Annotated in this window: 17 protein-coding genes; 9 read left to right on the forward strand and 8 right to left on the reverse strand. The window is 70.4% G+C overall.

Features of this window, described 5'->3' with window-relative positions; genetic code table 11:
- Positions 1–217: 217 nt before the first annotated feature.
- Both ACRDSK_RS11690 and ACRDSK_RS11695 read right to left on the reverse strand, forming a co-directional pair.
- The gene (locus ACRDSK_RS11690; protein ID WP_431440319.1) at positions 218–1,663 is read right to left on the reverse strand and encodes a M20/M25/M40 family metallo-hydrolase; all 1,446 of its coding nucleotides are present in this window, start codon (positions 1,661–1,663) and stop codon (positions 218–220) included.
- A 37-nt stretch (positions 1,664–1,700) separates the two neighbouring features.
- Entirely contained in the window at positions 1,701–1,883 is a 183-nt protein-coding gene (locus ACRDSK_RS11695) for a hypothetical protein (RefSeq protein ID WP_431440321.1), read from the reverse strand.
- A gap of 430 nt (positions 1,884–2,313) precedes the next feature.
- Between ACRDSK_RS11695 and pdhA the strand changes: the two genes are divergently transcribed.
- The 6 genes from pdhA to ACRDSK_RS11725 all read left to right on the forward strand — a co-directional run bounded on the left by pdhA (position 2,314) and on the right by ACRDSK_RS11725 (position 8,883).
- Positions 2,314–3,519, forward strand: coding sequence for a pyruvate dehydrogenase (acetyl-transferring) E1 component subunit alpha (pdhA, locus tag ACRDSK_RS11700; RefSeq protein WP_431440323.1), 1,206 nt, complete (start codon positions 2,314–2,316; stop codon positions 3,517–3,519).
- Positions 3,519–4,541, forward strand: coding sequence for an alpha-ketoacid dehydrogenase subunit beta (locus ACRDSK_RS11705; RefSeq protein ID WP_431440325.1), 1,023 nt, complete (start codon positions 3,519–3,521; stop codon positions 4,539–4,541). Before pdhA ends, ACRDSK_RS11705 begins: the two co-directional genes overlap by 1 nt.
- A 3-nt stretch (positions 4,542–4,544) precedes the next feature.
- Positions 4,545–5,909, forward strand: a complete 1,365-nt coding sequence (locus ACRDSK_RS11710) for a dihydrolipoamide acetyltransferase family protein (protein ID WP_431440327.1) — start codon at positions 4,545–4,547, stop codon at positions 5,907–5,909.
- Between the two features lie 122 nt (positions 5,910–6,031).
- Positions 6,032–6,442 (forward strand): hypothetical protein, encoded by a 411-nt coding sequence (locus tag ACRDSK_RS11715; protein ID WP_431440329.1) that lies wholly within the window; start codon positions 6,032–6,034, stop codon positions 6,440–6,442.
- 3 nt (positions 6,443–6,445) lie between these two features.
- A complete protein-coding gene (locus ACRDSK_RS11720) occupies positions 6,446–7,456 on the forward strand; it encodes a hypothetical protein (RefSeq protein ID WP_431440330.1) in 1,011 nt (336 codons plus the stop codon).
- The gene (locus ACRDSK_RS11725; RefSeq protein WP_431440332.1) at positions 7,453–8,883 is read left to right on the forward strand and encodes a hypothetical protein; all 1,431 of its coding nucleotides are present in this window, start codon (positions 7,453–7,455) and stop codon (positions 8,881–8,883) included. Before ACRDSK_RS11720 ends, ACRDSK_RS11725 begins: the two co-directional genes overlap by 4 nt.
- A gap of 2 nt (positions 8,884–8,885) precedes the next feature.
- On the opposite strand, the gene ACRDSK_RS11730 is transcribed toward ACRDSK_RS11725, so the two are convergent.
- On the reverse strand, positions 8,886–9,494 hold the full coding sequence (locus ACRDSK_RS11730; protein ID WP_431440333.1) for an SCP2 sterol-binding domain-containing protein: 609 nt from the start codon (positions 9,492–9,494) through the stop codon (positions 8,886–8,888).
- 53 nt (positions 9,495–9,547) lie between these two features.
- On the opposite strand from ACRDSK_RS11730, the gene ACRDSK_RS11735 reads away from it, so the two are divergent.
- Positions 9,548–10,195, forward strand: coding sequence for a TetR/AcrR family transcriptional regulator (locus tag ACRDSK_RS11735; RefSeq protein ID WP_431440335.1), 648 nt, complete (start codon positions 9,548–9,550; stop codon positions 10,193–10,195).
- 216 nt (positions 10,196–10,411) lie between these two features.
- Here the strand turns inward: ACRDSK_RS11735 and ACRDSK_RS11740 are convergent, their stop codons facing one another.
- The 4 genes from ACRDSK_RS11740 to ACRDSK_RS11755 form a co-directional block, all read right to left on the reverse strand.
- On the reverse strand, positions 10,412–10,774 hold the full coding sequence (locus ACRDSK_RS11740) for a VOC family protein (RefSeq protein WP_431440337.1): 363 nt from the start codon (positions 10,772–10,774) through the stop codon (positions 10,412–10,414).
- Positions 10,775–10,854: 80 nt separating this feature from the next.
- Positions 10,855–11,559, reverse strand: a complete 705-nt coding sequence (locus tag ACRDSK_RS11745) for a helix-turn-helix transcriptional regulator (protein WP_431440339.1) — start codon at positions 11,557–11,559, stop codon at positions 10,855–10,857.
- 10 nt (positions 11,560–11,569) lie between these two features.
- Entirely contained in the window at positions 11,570–12,418 is an 849-nt protein-coding gene (locus ACRDSK_RS11750) for a MaoC family dehydratase (protein WP_431440341.1), read from the reverse strand.
- Between the two features lies 1 nt (position 12,419).
- On the reverse strand, positions 12,420–13,775 hold the full coding sequence (locus tag ACRDSK_RS11755) for a 3-oxoacyl-ACP reductase (RefSeq protein ID WP_431440343.1): 1,356 nt from the start codon (positions 13,773–13,775) through the stop codon (positions 12,420–12,422).
- 100 nt (positions 13,776–13,875) lie between these two features.
- Between ACRDSK_RS11755 and ACRDSK_RS11760 the strand changes: the two genes are divergently transcribed.
- A complete protein-coding gene (locus tag ACRDSK_RS11760) occupies positions 13,876–15,153 on the forward strand; it encodes an acetyl-CoA C-acetyltransferase (RefSeq protein WP_431440344.1) in 1,278 nt (425 codons plus the stop codon).
- A 448-nt stretch (positions 15,154–15,601) separates the two neighbouring features.
- Positions 15,602–16,798, forward strand: a complete 1,197-nt coding sequence (locus ACRDSK_RS11765; protein WP_431440346.1) for an AAA family ATPase — start codon at positions 15,602–15,604, stop codon at positions 16,796–16,798.
- A gap of 177 nt (positions 16,799–16,975) precedes the next feature.
- On the opposite strand, the gene ACRDSK_RS11770 is transcribed toward ACRDSK_RS11765, so the two are convergent.
- Positions 16,976–17,158 carry a hypothetical protein gene (locus tag ACRDSK_RS11770; protein WP_431440347.1) on the reverse strand — a complete coding sequence of 61 codons (183 nt, stop codon included), beginning with the start codon at positions 17,156–17,158 and terminating at the stop codon, positions 16,976–16,978.
- Positions 17,159–17,222 lie beyond the last annotated feature (64 nt).

Consider the following 17,222-nt stretch of genomic DNA (forward strand, 5'->3'; position numbering starts at 1 on the left):
CGGATGGCACAACATCGCCAAAGGCCTACGCCACATGAGCCGCAACCCCACCCGACCCCTCACCCTGCTCGGAATCCCCACCTGACCACAACAACGACTTTGCCGACCCCCTGACCCTCTCCGGGGGCACCCCTCGTGACCGTCAGTTTATCGGGTGGCACTGACGAACGGGGTGGTCAGCGCTCTGCTGTGGACAACCGGCCGGCCTGTGGACAGGTCAGGGGCGGGCGGCGTGTGCGGCGAGGATGTGGGCCACCGACTCCGTGATGCGCTTGGCGTGTGGGATGTTGAGCCACTCGTCAGGGACGTGGGGGTTGCTGTCCGACGAGAGGGCGCCCGTCACCACGAACTGGGCCTCCGGGTACATGTCGGCCAGGCTACGGCTGCCCATGAACGGGATCGAGCCGCCCAGGCGGATCGTCAGCCAGGGGTTGCCGCCGAACACCGTCTCGCTCAGGGAGTCCAATGTGGACTGCAGCCACGGGGCCAGCGGCGGCGCGTTCCAGCCCGGGCCCTCCTCCGTGCGGGACAGTGTGACGTGCGCGCCGTACGGCACGTCCGTCGTCAGCGCCTTCTCCAGCGCGGCCAGCGCCGCCGGCGGCGAGGCGGTCGGCGGCAGCCGGAAGCTCAGCGTGAACGTCGTCTCCGTGCGCAGCACGTTCCCGGCCTCCTCCGGCGGCGGGAAGCCGGCCCCGCCGATCACCGACAGCGTCGGGCGCCACGAGTTGTTCAGCATCAGCTCGACGTCGTCGTCGGACGCCGCGCTCATGCCCTCCAACAGCGGAAACGCCTGCGCCGCCGCGCCCGGAGCCAGCTCGGCCATGGACTTGATCTCCGCCAGCCGCTCGGGCGGGACCTCCCCGTGCATCTCCGCCAGCAGTACCTCGCCGGTCGCCGAGTCCTCCAACCGGTCCAGCAGCTGGCGCATGATCCGGAACGAGCTCGGCACGATGCCCGACGCACTCCCGGAATGCTGCCCGGATGCCAGCACCTTCACCGTGACCGTCGTCGACACCAGCCCGCGCAGCGACGTCGTCAGCCACAGCCGGTCGTAGTCCTGCCCGCCGGAGTCCAGGCACACCACCAGCGACACCGCACCTAGCTTGTCCGCATACCGCTCCAGGTATGCCGCCAGGTCGGGGCTGCCCGACTCCTCGGACGTCTCCAGCAACAGGACGCACCGGGCGTGCGAGCCACCGGCTTCGCGCAGCGCCTCGATCGCCGCCGCCGCCGCGTAGCCCGAGTAGCCGTCGTCGGCCGCGCCGCGACCGTATAGCCGGCCGTCGCGCAGGACCGGGGTCCACGGCCCGAGCCCCTCGCTCCAACCGCCGACCGGCGGCTGCTTGTCGAGGTGGCCGTACAGCAGCACGGTGTCCGCGTCGGCCCGCACCTCGCCCGTCGGCGGGACCTCGAACAGCAGCACCGGGCTCTTCCCGGGCAGCCGCAGAACCTCCGCGGTCGCGCCCTCGATGCCCCGCCCCACCAGCCAGCGGCGGACGTGCTCGACAGCCGCGTCGAGGTGTCCGGACGCCGCCCAGTTCGCGTCGAAGATCGGCGAGAGCGCGGGAATCGAGACGAACTCCGCGAGGCTGGTCAGGACGGCGTCGTCCCACACGCGCTCGACGGTGCTGCGGACCACTGCGTTGTCAACCCGGTTAGTCACCCGCTCGATATTGCCACGACCGACATGAGCCAGGCGGTCACCAGGCGTCGCGCAGGATCGGACGAGGCCCGTCCTCCGGCGAAGCCGGGGGCTCCGGCGAAGCGGGCGGGGCGACGGCCCGCTGTGCCTCGGCGATGATCTCGTCGGCGGTGCGCACGGCATGGGCCAACGCCTCTTCCGCCTGGCGGACGCGAGCGTCCTTCCAGCTGTCGTCGACCATGGCGGCACTGTAGGCGAACCGGACGAGCGATCGAGTCGAACTGGTTAGGATGCTTGTGACGCACATCACTGGCATGTAAGGGAATGGCGTCGCGACGGCCCGCGGGATCCGCCGACCCCGCAGCGGCACCGGTCCGCGCCAGACGCCCTGAGCTGCCGCGTTCAGGAGGAGGTCCCACTTCACCCGAATGCCTCGCGCTGACGCCCTAATGTCGGTTGTCCTATCGTTTTCGCAGCTCAGCGCGTCACCGATGGGCACGGACCGACGTTCGGACCTCACCGTATCGAGGTAACGCATGCCAGGATGGAGCCCGAAACCGTCAACGCCGCCAGTGGCTCGTACCGCTCATTACCCGGGCCGGTAGCCGCCGTCGGTGCGGCCGGAAGCGACGCCACAAGCGAGCGCCCGGCGCCGACACCAAGGAGAACGAATGTCGTCCCCAGAACAGTGGACGCACCCGGAGCCGGGGGTCGGGCCGGCCGCAACAGCGGCCAAGCCCACCGCAGAGCAGGTGATCGCGGGATTGCGCGCAACGAGCGAGGGCGGTCCGGAGCTGGTCCAGCTCCTCACGCCCGAGGGCGAGCGGATCGAGAACCCCGAGTGGGACCCCTACGTCGCCGACGTCACCGCCGAGGACCTTCGTAGCCTCTACCGCGACATGGTCCTGACGCGGCGGGTCGACCGGGAGGCGAACGCCCTCCAACGCCAGGGACAACTCGGCATCTGGGTACCGCTGCTCGGCCAGGAGGCCGCGCAGGTCGGCGCCGGCCGGGCCCTCAAGCCGAACGACATGGCCTTCCCGAGCTACCGCGAGCACGGCGTCGCCTGGTGCCGCGGCGTGCACCCGTCGGAGCTGCTCGGCATCTTCCGCGGCACCGACCACGGCAGCTGGGACCCGATCGCCACGGGGTTCCACCTGTACACGATCGTCATCGGCAACCAGGTGCTCAACGCCGCCGGCTACGCGATGGGCCAGCGGTTCGAGGGCAAGGTCGGCGACGACGACGGCGAAGCCACGATGTGCTTCTTCGGCGACGGCGCGACCAGCCAGGGCGACGTGCACGAGGGCTTCGTGTGGGCGTCGGTGTACGACGCGCCGCTCGTCTTCTTCTGCCAGAACAACCAGTGGGCCATCTCCGAGCCCACCGAGCGCCAGAGCCGCCTGCCGCTCTACCAGCGCGCCCGCGGCTACGGCTTCCCCGGCGTGCGGGTCGACGGCAACGACGTGCTCGCCTCGCTCGCGGTGTCGCGCTGGGCGCTCGACGAATGCCGCCACGGCAATGGGCCGGTGCTGATCGAGGCGTACACCTACCGGATGGACGCCCACACCACCACCGACGACCCGACCCGCTACCGGCTCTCCGACGAGCTGGAGGCGTGGAAGCTCAAGGACCCCATCGAGCGGGTGCGGGTGAACCTGATCCGGCACGAGCACGCCGACCACGACTTCTTCGACGAGGTCCAGGCAGAGTCCGACCGACTCGCCGAGGAGCTGCGCGAGTTCTGCGTGAACATGCCCGATCCGCCCAAGGAGCGGATGTTCACCGAGGTCTACGAGGACGGCAGCCCGGCGGTCGCCGCCCAGCGCGAGGCCTTCCTCGAGTACGCCGACGGCTTCGCGGGAGGGGAGCACTGATGGCAACTCCGGTCATGAACCAGACCACCGACGCCGCCGCGTCCGCGACCCGGACGGTGACGTTGGGCAAGAGCCTCAACCTGGGGCTGCGGGCCGCGATGGAGGCCGACCCGAAGGTCCTCGTCATGGGCGAGGACGTCGGCAAGCTCGGCGGCGTCTTCCGCATCACCGACGGCCTGCAGAAGGACTTCGGCGAGCACCGCGTGCTGGACACGCCGCTCGCGGAGTCGGGCATCGTCGGCACCGCGGTCGGCCTGGCCATCCGCGGCTTCCGCCCGGTGTGCGAGATCCAGTTCGACGGCTTCATCTTCCCCGCGTTCGACCAGATCGTGTCGCAGGTGTCGAAGCTGCACTACCGCAGCCAGGGCAAGATCAAGCTGCCCATGGTGATCCGGGTGCCGTTCGGCGGCGGGATCGGCGCGGTCGAGCACCACTCCGAGTCGCCCGAGTCGTACTTCGCGCACACCGCCGGCCTCAAGGTCGTCTCGTGCTCCAACGCGGTCGACGCGTACTGGATGATCCAGCAGGCCATCCGCTGCGACGACCCGGTGCTGTTCTTCGAGCCGAAGCGGCGCTACTACGAGAAGGGCGAGCTCGACGTCGACGCGACGCCGGACCCGCTGTTCTCATCGCGCGTGCTGCGCTCGGGCACGGCGGCCACGCTCGTCACCTACGGCCCGATGGTCAAGACCTGCGTCGAGTCGGCCGCCGCGGCCGCCGAGGAGGGCACCGAGCTCGAGGTGATCGACCTGCGCACGCTCTCGCCGCTGGACCTCGCGCCGGTGTTCGAGTCCGTTCGCCGGACCGGGCACCTCGTGGTCGTCAGTGAGGCGCCGGGCGAGGCGTCGATCTCGTCGGAGATCGCCGCGCGGGTGCAGCAGGAGTGCTTCTACTCGCTGGAGGCGCCGGTGCTGCGGGTGACCGGGTTCGACACGCCGTACCCGCCGTCGAAGCTCGAGGAGGACTTCCTCCCCGACCTCGACCGGGTGCTGGACGCCGTCGACCGCTCGCTGGGCTGGTGAGGCATGCCTGACTTCAAGGTCTTCCCCCTGCCCGACACGGCCGAGGGTCTGGTCGACGCCGAGATCCTGGCCTGGCACATCAAGCCGGGCGACGAGGTCTCCGTCAACCAGATCATCGTCGAGATCGAGACGGCGAAGGCGGCTGTCGAGCTGCCCTGCCCCTGGGCCGGTGTGGTCACCGAGCTGCACGCGCAGGCCGGCGACACGGTCAACGTGGGCAGCCCGATCGTGACGATCGACGTCGACCCGAGTGGCGCGGCGGCGGCACCTGCACCTGCGGCTGCCGCGCCCGCCGCTGCCGCACCGGCGGCGGCGGAGCAGAACGGCCAGACCGCGATGCTGGTCGGCTACGGTCCCAAGAGCTCGACCGCGAAACGCCGGCCCCGCAAGGCGTCCGTGGCCGCAGTAGTCGCACCGGCGGCTCCGACCCCCGTCGCCCCTGCACCGGTTGTGCCGGACACGCCTGTCGTGCCGGATACGCCGGCCGCGCTGCTCGAACCGCGCGGTCTGGTGCCGCTGGCGAAGCCGCCGGTCCGCAAGCTGGCCAAGGAGCTCGGCGTCGACCTGCGCGCGCTGACCGGTTCCGGGGACAGCGGCGTGATCACCCGAGACGACGTCGAACGGGCGGTCGCCACGCCGGCGCCCGCCGCCGCACCGTCCACTGTGGAGCCCGGCGAGCGGGAGCGGCGAGTCCCGGTCAAGGGCGTGCGCAAGATGACCGCGCAGGCCATGGTCGACTCGGCGTTCACCGCGCCGCACGTCACGGAGTTCCTGACCGTCGACGTGACGCCGATGATGCGGCTGCGCGCGCGGCTCAAGGAGCACCCGGCGTTCCGCGGCGTGAAGATCACCCCGCTGACGTTCGCCGCGAAGGCCGTGTGCCTGGCGGCCAAGCGGACGCCGGACGTGAACGCGCGGTGGGACGGCGAGGAGATCGTCTACAAGGACTTCGTGCACCTGGGCATCGCGGCCGCCACGCCGCGCGGCCTGATCGTGCCGAAGGTCCGGGACGCGGACGCCATGTCGCTGCGCGAGCTGGCGGAGGCGATCGACGCGCTCACGGCGACGGCCCGCGACGGCAAGACGCCGCCCGCGGACATGGTGAACGGCACGTTCACGATCACCAACGTCGGCGTGTTCGGTGTGGACACCGGCACGCCGATCATCAACCCCGGCGAGTCCGCGATCCTGGCCCTGGGCGCGATCAAGGACATGCCGTGGGTCGTGGACGGCCAGATCGTGCCGCGCAAGGTCTGCCAGCTGTCGCTGAGCTTCGACCACCGAGTGGTCGACGGCCAGCAGGGCTCCCAGTTCCTGGCCGACGTGGGCGCCATCCTGGCCGACCCGGCCATGGCGATCACCTTCTGACGCATGTACCGAACGTGATGTGGGCCGTCCCTCGGGGCGGCCCACATCGCTTCGCCTGCCGTGTCCGGTCGGTCTTGCTACGCTCGTGACGGTCCGTCGGGGGACGGGCACCAAGTGTTGTCATGGGGGTTCTTGTGTCTACACCCAGTGGTGGGTTCACGGTCCGGCTCGGCGCTCTGGAGTCCTACGAACAAGCGATCAAGGGTCTCGTAGAGAACTACGACACGATCATCAGCGGCCTCGACCAGTCCGTTCTCGACGACAGCAAGAAGCGTTCGTTGGTGGCCAACCCGGAAGAACTCATCTCCTCCGGGGGCGCGGTGGAGTTCGCCGACTCGTGCCGCACACTGATCGACAACTACGCCACGCTGATGGACACGCTGCAGAAACTGCACGTGGCGATCAGGAACCAGTTCGGGCGCGCGCAGCAGGTCATCGGCGAGTCGCGCGCGACGTACGCGAGGCTCGACGACAGGCACGCGCTCGTGTTCGAGGGCCTGCTCGGCGGTCGCACGTCCGGCGAGGAGGGCTGAGCCATGGCACCTCCGGACCGCGGCGACACGCCCCGCGACACGGGCGTTCTCGCGCAAGCGGGCATCGCCGAGGACTCGAACATGCGGCACTCCGCCGAAGAGCTGGCGTCCTGGCTCGAGTTCCTGCTGCATCCCGAAGAGCACGAGTACGACCGGACGGTCATCTACGGAACCGAGTTCGGCGGCCCTGGTCACAAAAAGGAGGAGCCCGGCCCCGTAGCGCCGACGTCCTCCGACCAACCGGGCACGGTGCCCAGCGACGCGCAGCTGCCGTTCGAGTCCGTCCTCGAGGGCTACCACGTCTCGCAGTTCATCCACGGCATGTCGGCCGTCGGCAGCCCGGTGGTCGAGAGCCCCACGAACGCCCTCGCGCCCGGAGCCGCGACGCTGCACAACATCTGGTGGATCGGCGGAAAGGGAATCCCGTCGCTCGTCGACCAGTTCCAGCAGTTGGGCTGGGAAGGCGACGCGTCGAAGCTGACGTTCGACTTCCTGCTTCGCCTCCAGACCGTCGCCGCTCAGGTTCACCTGCTGGCGGAGCAGCTCCACCCCGTCGTCCCCAAGTACGCCGTGATCATCAAGGGCGTCCGGCACAACCTCAAGCAGGCGGCGGACGCGGCGGTGGCCGCGTTCGAGAAGAAGTTCGCCGAGAAGCCGGAGACCGACATCTCGATCGACTGGGGTGCGGCCATCCTGGCCGGGATCGCCGCGGCAGCGGTCACCTACGTGACCGCGGGCGGCGGCATCATCCTGATCAGCGCGATGACGTCGGCCTGGTCGACCGCGTTCACCGACGCGGCGGGCGACTTGTTGAAGCCCGGCGACGGGGCGCCGGTCACGGGCACCTTGTGGCGCGACCTGGCGCACTCGTACCTGGACAAGCAGGCCGAAATCCTCACCGCGGGCAAGAACGAGATCGACCAGCTGAACCGCACGGTTCAGAACGCGCTCGACATGTTCAACAGCGACCCAGACATCCAACAGTTCATCAAGGACTTCGGCGCAGAGACATGACGATGCGGACAGTCGTGGTCGTCATGTGTGCCGCCGCGGTCGCGCTGGCCGGGTGCACGACGCCCGCGCCAGACACACCGCCGCCGACCGAGCAGTCCACGAAGGACCGGCCGGCCGCGCCGCGGCCGAAGGACCGCGACGGAGACGCCGTTCTTGCCGCGGTGCGCCAGCTGGACCTGTGCGCGCTGGTGGACAAGGCGATGCCCGGCGGCACGCGACCGGTCGCGCGGCAGCCGTTCGAATGCCAGCTGACCGGAACTTCTGACTACGTCACGGTGCAAGCCATCCGCATCGACCACCAGATCCGCATCGCGTCTGCGACACGGACCATCGGCGGCGCCAAGGCCTACGTGTCGCAAGACGGCTGCGACGTCTACCTACCGATCAGCTTCACGACGGCGCTCGAGATCTCGCAGGTACTGGGGAACGACTGCGGAAAGCTGACGAACATCGCGGCCGGCGTCGTCAAGGTGCTCGCGAACCCCGACACGGTATCGGCGAAGCCCGTGTGGGATGCCTGCACAGCGCTTGCCGCCGCCCTCGACGCCGACGCCGGCACGACGAAGCTGGTGGAGAACGGCCTGACCGGCTGCGGCAACCATTCCCGCGAGACAACCACGGGGTCGATCTCCTTCACCGACGACCTTCCGCCGTCCGACGAGCCGAAGCCGCCGCAGACGACGACCATCGGCGGTACGCAGGTGCGGGTCTACGACGAGGGGGACTGCCAGGTCTACTGGCGTCAACGACCCTTCGAGTCCCGATACGCGACGGCGCGCGACTACCAGGTCGCGGTACACACTCCCGACTGCGACGAGTCGAAGGACCTCGCCGAGTCGCTGATGGCCGTGCTCGAAAAGGCGCCGCCTACCGACGCGGCGCCGCAGCGACCGTTGCTGTACCGGCCGGACGAGCAGGACAGCCCCTATCCGGGCGCGTGCGCCTACGTCGACGCGCTCGACCCGAAACGCTGCGAGCCCTACGTCGAGGTTCCGGTGCCCGAAGATCCTGCCGAGATCCTGACCGTCGCGTTCGACGACGCCGACGTCCAGTGTGCGTTGTCGGTGCGGGCGGTCGGCGCTCACTTCGGCACCGCGCTGCTGCCGGTCGCGACGTCGGACACCGGCACCCGCTGCGTCTTCGTCGAGCCGCAGCGGCGGGTTCAGCTCACCTTCTCCGTGTCGTACGGCAGGATCTCCAACGAGTCCGATGGCAAGCCGGTCACCATCGCCGGCCATCCCGGATACCTCGCGACCGATCGGAGCTCGTTCCGGTTCGACCTGTCGAGCACCAGCGAGCTCGACGGCGAGGGAACGCTGACGCTCGTCGTCGCGGCCGGACCGGCCGTAACGACGGGCCCTCCGTCGGGTGCGGAGGCGAAGGCGGAGACCGTGCTCGCCGACGTCCTCGAGGCGCACTTCTCCTGAGGTCAGCCAGGCTTGGGGAGGTCGAAGTAGTTGATCAGGCCGGCGGCGAAGGCTATGTCGCCGCGGACCTTCACCTTGCCGCGCATGAAGAGCAGCGCCACGTTGACCGAGCCGGTGACCGCGCGGAGGAAGTCCACCGGGGACAGGGTCAGCGTGACGCGTGCGTCGGCGGTCGGGTGGCGACCCGAGGTGCAGGCGCCGGACTCGATCAGCGTCTGGAAGCGGTCGAAGCCGCCGTGGCCGGTGCCGCCGGTGAAGCGCCAGTGCACGACCGCGTGCAGGTCGGCGGCGCGGACCGGGTCGAGGTGCTCGCCCATGCGGCGGAAGATCTCGCCGAACACCACGTGCCGCAGGTGGTCGTGCGCCATCAGCTGCTCGAGCTGCGCGCCGGACGCGCGGGAGACGAACCAGATGAAGGTGTCGGTGCGCATCTTGGCCAGCTCGATGCCCGTGCCGGTCCGGCCGAGCATGTCGAGCACGTCGACGAGCTGCACGAACTGCGCTTCGTCCAGCCGCTGCGGGTCGACCGCGCGGGCGAACGCGTCGATGTCGACGCCCGGCGCGCTCGCCACGGTGATCGCCGCGGCCCGGGCCTTCCGCCTGAATCGCATGGGCCATTATCTACTCACCGGTAACACTACGTTGCGGTAGGTACCCTGGCCGGGTGACGGTTGAAGAGCGGCGGCGGGTCAAGCGCTTACCCCGCGAGGTGCGGGAACGACAGATTCTCGACGCCGCGGTCCGGGTGTTCTCCGAGCGCGGCTACCACAACGCGTCGATGGACGACATCTCCGACGTCGCGGGCGTCTCGAAGCCGATGATCTACGCGTACCTCGGCTCGAAGGAGGACCTGTTCGCCGCGTGCATCCACCGCGAGATGTCGAACCTGCTGGAGGCCGTCAGCCGCGGCGTGCGGGCCGAGCTGCCGCCGGACATGCAGCTCTGGCACGGACTGCGCGCGTTCTTCGACTTCGTCGGCGAGCAGCGGGAGAGCTGGCAGGTCCTGCACCGCCAGGCGATCTCGCAGGGTGGCCCGTTCAGCGACGAACTGTTGGCCATGCGCGACCGGGCGATCAGCCTGGTGGACACGCTGCTGGTGCGAGTGGCGACGAAGCAGGGCATCGACGACAACGCCACCGAGGCACTCGCCGCCGCGCTGGTCGGCGCCGCCGAGTCGCTCGCGGACTGGTGGCTCGACCATCCGGACGTGCCCAGCAAGGCCGTCGCCTCTAGGCTGATGAACCTGGCCTGGATGGGCTTCGGCGACCTAGTCGAGGGCAACACCTGGCACCCGGCCGACCAGTCCCGCTAGCCCCGACCGCACGCCCGACCGCTAGCCCGAGGGTCGCGCGCGCTCGCGCGTGCAGAACTCAAGAAACGTAGCCCCCACCCTCTCCGGGGGCACCCCTCGTGACCGTCAGTCTACCGGGGAGGACTGACAAAGGGCGTGGATGTGGGCTTGCTGTGGACAACCTTGGCGATTGTGGACAGCTTTGTTCTGCACGCGCGGGCGAGCGACGATCCGGTGTCAGGCCGGGGGCTTGAAGACGCCGAAGTGGTTGCCTGCCGGGTCCTGCAGGTCCGCGAAGGTCAGGCCCGTCGGGGTGGTGGTGGGTGGGTTGACGACCTTGCCGCCCAGGCGTTCGGCCTGCTCGACGGCTGCGGCGACGTCCGAGACGATGGCGACGAACACCGCTCGGTTCGGGGAGTCGCCCTCGGTGTCGAGGATCCCGCCGTGCGGGCCGTCGGCCCCGGCGCGGGTGGCCAGGTGGTACTTGCCGCCGCTCGGGTCCGGGGCGAACGTCCAGTCGAACAGCTCGCCGTAGAACCGCTTCGCCGCCTCGGCGTCGTCGGTGTCGACCTGCACCCAGCCGACCGTTCCGTGTGTCATCCCGATTCCTCCGTGATCGTTGGTGATCGTTGGTGACACCAGGATCGGGAGGTGAGGCGACAGCCCCCTGTCGGTGTTTCTCAGGCGAGTGCGGCGGCCCGCGTCACGTAGTCCGGCAGGCGGGGCGTGACCACCTCGGCCGGCCGAGCGGGCGCCGGCCGGCCGGTGTCGTGGAACGTGACGATGCGGTCCATTCGGAACGCACGCAGCTGCTCGCGCAGCCGACACCAGGCGATCAGGTACCAGCCGTGCACCCCGGCGAGGAACATCACCGGCTCCACCTCGCGCTCGGTCGGCACGCCGTGCTTGTCGACGTAGTCGATGCGCAGCACCCGCTTGGCCGCCACCGCGTTCTCGATGACGAGCGGGATTCCCGCCGGCTCGCCGTCGTCCGGCTTGGCCAGGAACCGCACCCGCTCGGCCAGGTCGTGCGCCGCCGACGCCTGCCTCGCGGGCATGGCGGCCATGATCTTGCGGAGTGCGCTGCGAGCCTCGCGGGCGAACGGCGAGCCGCCCGCGCCCCGTAAGGCGACCGACACCGCGACCGCCTCGGCCGGTGTGAAGTTCAGCGGCGGCAACGTCATCGCCGGGTCCAGCGTGTAGCCGCCGCGGCGGCCGAGGTCGGCGTAGATGGGCACGCCGGCCTGCTGCAGCGCGCCGATGTCGCGTTCGATCGTGCGCACGCTGACCTCGTACTGCTCCGCGAGTCGCCGGGCGGACCGCCGCCGCGGCGCGACGGCCCGGAGGTCCTCCACGATGGCGTACAGCCGGTCCGTTCGGTTCATGCCGCGGAAGTTAGTCCGGGGGACCGACAAAACCCTCCAGGTGCGGCTTTCCGTTGCCGGCGCCGAACAGCTCGAACCGCCAGCCCGACCCGTCCGGCGTGGCCGCGAAGCCGACCTTCGAGGGCAGCAGCACCGGCTTCCTGAACCGGACGTCGACCGAGTACGCGGCCGGCAGCCGGCCCTCGAACGCCGCCAGGCAGCGCGCCTTGGTCCACATGCCGTGCGCGATCGCCCGCGGGTAGCCGAACATCTTCGCGGTCAGCTTGTGCAGGTGGATCGGGTTTCGGTCGCCGGACACCTCGCCGTACCGCCGCCCGATGTCCTCCGGCACCGGCCAGATCGCCGTCGGTGCCGGCGGTTCCCGGTCTTCCTTCGGCTCCACCGCGCCCGAGCCGCCGCCGCGTCGCAGGTACGTCGACACGTCGGTCCACACGACGTCGCCGCCGGCCAGCGCCTCGGAGATCATGTCGAACTGCTTGCCACGCGGGTGGTCCCGCAGGTTCGCCACGCGCGTGCGCAGCTCCAGCTCCTCGCCGAATTGCAACGGCCTGCCCTGCGTGATCCGGTTCGCCACGTGCACCGAGCCGGCCAGCGGGAACGGGAAGTCGCCGGCCGTCATCAGCTTGACCTGCAAGGGAAAGGTCAGCAGGTGTGGGTACGTGGCCGGCAGCTCGTCGCCGAGCCGGAACCCGCAGACCCGGTTGTACGCCGCCAGGTGAGTCGCGTCGACCCGCACGCCGGCGAGCGAGTAGGCGGTGTCCGGCAGCTCGCCGCCGCCCTTGCGCCGCAGCCCGGACAGCACGGCCTTCGGGTACAGGGCCGCCAGGCTCGGTGACCGAGTCAGCTCGGTGATCGCCATGTCAGGCCCCCAGCAGACTCTGGCCGCACACCCGCACGACGTTGCCGTTGACCGCGCCCGACCCCGGGCTCGCGAACCAGGCGATCGTCTCCGCGACGTCCACCGGCAGGCCGCCCTGGGACATGCTGTTCATCCGCCGGCCGGCCTCCCGGATGAACAGCGGGACCGCCGCGGTCATCTTGGTCTCGATGAACCCCGGCGCCACCGCGTTGATCGTCACGTCCCGTTCGGCGAGCAGCGGGGCGTAGGTGCGCACCATGCCGATCACGCCGGCCTTGCTGGTGGCGTAGTTGGTCTGGCCGACGTTGCCGGCGATGCCCGCGATCGACGAGACGCCGACGATCCGGCCGCCCGGCCGCAGTACGCCTTCGTCGAGCAGCGCGTCGTTGATCGCCAGCTGGCTCGCCAGGTTCACCGCGAGCACGGCGTCCCAGGCGGGCTCCTTCATCTTGCCGAGCGTCTTGTCCCGCGTGATCCCGGCGTTGTGCACGACGACGTCGACCCCGCCGTGCCGCTCGCCCAGGTGGCGGACGAGCTGCGCGGGTGCGTCGGCGGCCGTGATGTCGAGCTGCACCGCGGTGCCGCGGATCCGGTTGGCCACCCCGGAGAGCTCGTCGCCCTGGGCCGGGATGTCCAGCGCCACCACCTGTGCGCCGTCGCGGGCCAGCACGTCGGCGATCGACGCGCCGATGCCTCGCGAGGCGCCGGTGACCAGCGCGACCTTGCCGTCGAGCGGCTTGGCCCAGTCCTCGGGCTCCGCGGTCGACGTGCCGTGCGTGCCGACCCGGATGACCTGCGCGTCGACGTAGGCGGACCTGGCCGACAGCAGGAATCGCAGCGTCGACTCGGCCGCCGGCTCGGCCCCGGGCGCGACGTAGACCAGCTGGACCGTGGCGCCCCGCTTGAGCTCCTTGCCGACCGATCGGGTGAAGCCCTCGAGCGCGCGCTGGGCGATCGCCGCGCGGCCGCCCACCGACTCCGGCGGCGTGCCGAGCACCACCACCCGGCCGCACGTGCCGACCGTGCGGATCACCGGTTGGAAGAACTCGTACAGCTCGCGCAGCCGCTCCGGCCGGTCGATGCCGCTGGCGTCGAAGACCAGCGCCGCGTGCTTCGCGCGCTCGCCCTCGGGAGCGGTCAGCGGCTCGGTCAGCACCTCGATCGCGGCCGACTTGAGCACGGTGTGCACGGTGTCGGTGAGCCGGGCTCCGCCGGCCGCGCCGACGAGTGCGGGGCCGTTGAGTGCCGGGTCGCCGGGCTTGTGGCGGCGCAGCGGGGTCGGGTTGGGCAGGCCCAGCCGGCGGACGAGCTGCCGGCCGAGACCGGAGCGGGCAAACTGCTGGTAGCGGTCGGTCATGGTGGTCGCTTCCGTGGTCGGCGCCTCGTTCGACGCCGAGCCTACTCGCGAGTAGATTAGAGTGGCCAGCCGAGACGTCGTCGAGAACGAGGTGTGACAGATGGTGCAGGCGCGCAAGGTCGCGATCGTCGGTGGCAACCGGATCCCGTTCGCGCGATCCAATGGCCGCTACGCCACCGCCTCGAACCAGGACATGTTCACCGCCGCGCTCGACGGGCTCGTGAGCCGGTTCGGCCTGCAGGACGAGCGGCTCGGCGAGGTCGCTGCCGGGGCCGTGCTCAAGCACAGCCGTGACTTCAACCTGGCGCGGGAGAGCGTGTTGGGCTCGCGGCTCTCGCCGGAGACACCGGCCAACGACGTGCAGCAGGCGTGCGGGACCGGTCTGCAGGCGGTGCTCCAGGTGGCCGACAAGATCGCACTGGGGCAAATCGAGTCGGGCGTGGCGGGCGGCGTCGACACGACCAGCGACGCGCCGCTCGGGCTGAACGAGGACCTGCGGCAGATCTTTTTGGAGCTCAACCGCGCCCGGTCGGTCGGCGCCCGGCTGCGCGCGCTGGCGAAGATCCGGCCGACGCAGATCGTGCCGGACTTCCCGCGCAACGCCGAGCCTCGGACAGGCCTGTCGATGGGCGAGCACGCGGCGATCACCGCGCGCGAGTGGGGCGTGTCGCGGGAGGCGCAGGACGAGCTCGCCGCGGCGTCGCACCAGAAGCTCGCGGCCGCGTACGAGCGCGGCTTCTTCGGCGACCTGCTGACGCCCTATCTGGGGCTGACCCGCGACCAGAACCTGCGCCCCGACTCGGCGGCCGACAAGCTGGCTCGACTCAAGCCGGCGTTCGGCGGTCCGGAGGGGACGATGACGGCTGGCAACTCGACGCCGCTCACCGATGGGGCGTCGACAGTGTTGTTGGCATCGGAGGAGTGGGCCGCGGCGCGGCGGTTGCCGGTGCTCGCGTACCTGACGCATTCGGAGACCGCGGCGGTGGACTACGTGCACGGTCGCGAGGGTCTGCTGATGGCGCCGGCGTACGCGGTGCCGCGCATGCTCGCGCGGGCGGGGCTGTCGTTGGCGGACTTCGACTTCTACGAGCTGCACGAGGCGTTCGCGTCGCAGGTGCTGGCCACGCTGGCGGCCTGGGAGAGCGTGGACTTCGCCAAGGAGCGGCTGGGCCTGGACGAGCCGGTCGGCACGATCGACCGCTCGCGGCTGAACGTCAACGGTTCCTCGCTCGCCGCGGGCCACCCGTTCGCCGCGACGGGTGGCCGGATCGTGGCGACGCTGGCGAAGCTGCTCGCGGAGAAGGGCTCGGGTCGCGGCCTGATCTCCATCTGCGCGGCCGGCGGACAGGGCGTGACGGCGATCCTCGAAGCGGCATAGCTGTCCACCTTCAGCGGGTTGTCCACAGGTCGGCCGGTAGTCCACAGCAGAGCGCTGACCACCCCGTTCGTCAGTGCCAACCGATAAACTGACGGTCACGAGGGGTGCCCCCGGAGAGGGCGGGGGCTACGTTTCTTGCGTTCTGCACGCGCGTGTGCGCGGGGGTAGTTGCGGGGCTGTTCAGGGGTGGCGCGGCCTTCGGTTTGCGGCTCGGCGGAGTGGGCCGCGGCGATGGGGCTTCGGTGATTCGGGCTCGGCGGGCGGACCGCCGACATGCGGACGTGCGTGGGGCGGACCGCGGACGTGCGGCTGTGCGGCTGGCGGTGCCAACGCGGCGGCGCAGCTGTGCGGCGTGCGGTGCGCGTGGATTGTTGGCCGGGCGCGACACGCCGTAGGGGTTTCTGGCGCAATATCGGGCTCGCGCTAGATACGGGGATACGGTGCGATCGTGGACCCGGTGCGCAACCCGTTCGCCCCCGGCGCGGGGCAGCGTCCTCCCGAGCTCGCTGGTCGGGAGAAGGAGCTTGCGGCGTTCGAGGTCGTGCTCGAGCGGGTTGCTCGGGGGCGGCCGGAGCGCAGTCTCGTGCTCACCGGCCTGCGTGGGGTCGGCAAGACCGTCCTGCTCGGTGAGCTGCGGTCGATGGCCGTTCGCCGTGGGTGGGGGGCCGGCAAGATCGAGGCTCGGCCGGACGCGGGGTTGCGGCGACCGCTGTCCGCCGCCTTGCACCGCGCCGTGCGGGATCTCGCCGTGCGCCATCGTGCGCCGGATCGGGTGGAGCAGGTGTTGGGCGTGCTCAAGGCGTTCGCGCTGCGGGCCAGTCCCAGCGACTCGAAGCTGCGCGACCGGTGGCAGCCGGGCATCGACGTGCCGCCCACCCAGGGGCGCGCCGACTCGGGGGACATCGAGATCGACCTCGTCGAGCTGTTCACCGACGTCGCCGAGCTGGCGCAGGACGTCGGCACGGGCGTCGCCCTCCTGATCGACGAGATGCAGGACGTGACCGCCGAGGACATCTCCGCGTTGTGCGCCGCGTGCCACGAGCTGTCCCAGTCCGGCGCGCCGTTCGTGGTGGTCGGCGCCGGCCTGCCGCATCTGCCGGCCGTCCTCTCCGCGTCGAAGTCCTACTCGGAGCGACTCTTCCGCTACGTGCGCATCGACCGCCTGGACCGGGCCGACGCGGACCACGCGGTCATCGCGCCCGTCTCCCGTGAGGACGCGAGCATCACCGACGAGGCCCTCGACGCGCTGTTCGACGCGGCCGGCGGCTACCCCTACTTCATCCAGGCCTACGGCAAGGCCGCCTGGGACGCCGCGCCGAGCGACCCGATCACCGTCGAGGACGTCGGTGTCGCGGCGCCGGAGGCCGAGGCCGAGCTCGCGGTCGGCTTCTTCGGCTCCCGCTACGAGCGCGCCACGCCGGCCGAGCGCGAGTACCTGCGCGCGATGGCCGAACTGACCAAGGGCAAGACCGACGAGGGCGCGGCAACCTCGGACATCGCCTCGCACCTGGCCCGCAAGCCGTCCTCGCTCTCTCCGGCGCGGGACTCGCTGATCAAGAAGGGCCTCATCTACTCGGCCGAGCGTGGCCGGATCGCCTTCACGGTGCCGCACTTCGGTCGGTACCTGCTCAACATGGACGACTGACTTCCGCTCTATCCCGACGTCTAGCGATCTTGCTATACGTCCGGATAGTCCTGCATCGACTCCTGTCGACCTCCCGGACACGTCCGGTTCACTGCCTCGTTGACCGATGGTTCGCCGGAATGTGTCCCACCTCATCGAATAATCGGGCGACTTCTAACGTTGCAAGAGGCATAATGGTCAGTAGCTGGAGAAACAACCAGCGACGACGAAGAAGGAGAAGCGAACCTCATGAACATCGCCGCCAAGCTCCGCGCCCGCCGCGTCGAGTCCCGCAACCGCCGGGCGGTGAGTCGCGCTCTCGCGGAGGCCAAGACGCCCGCCATGCGGGAAGAGATCCTTGCCGCAGCGCAGCGGCAGCACGTCTCCCGCTAAGTCCTACAAACTTTTTCCGTGGCCGTGTAACGCGACCGGAACCGGCCACGAT

The organism is Actinophytocola sp., assembly GCF_050699915.1.
Lineage (GTDB): Bacteria > Actinomycetota > Actinomycetes > Mycobacteriales > Pseudonocardiaceae > Actinophytocola.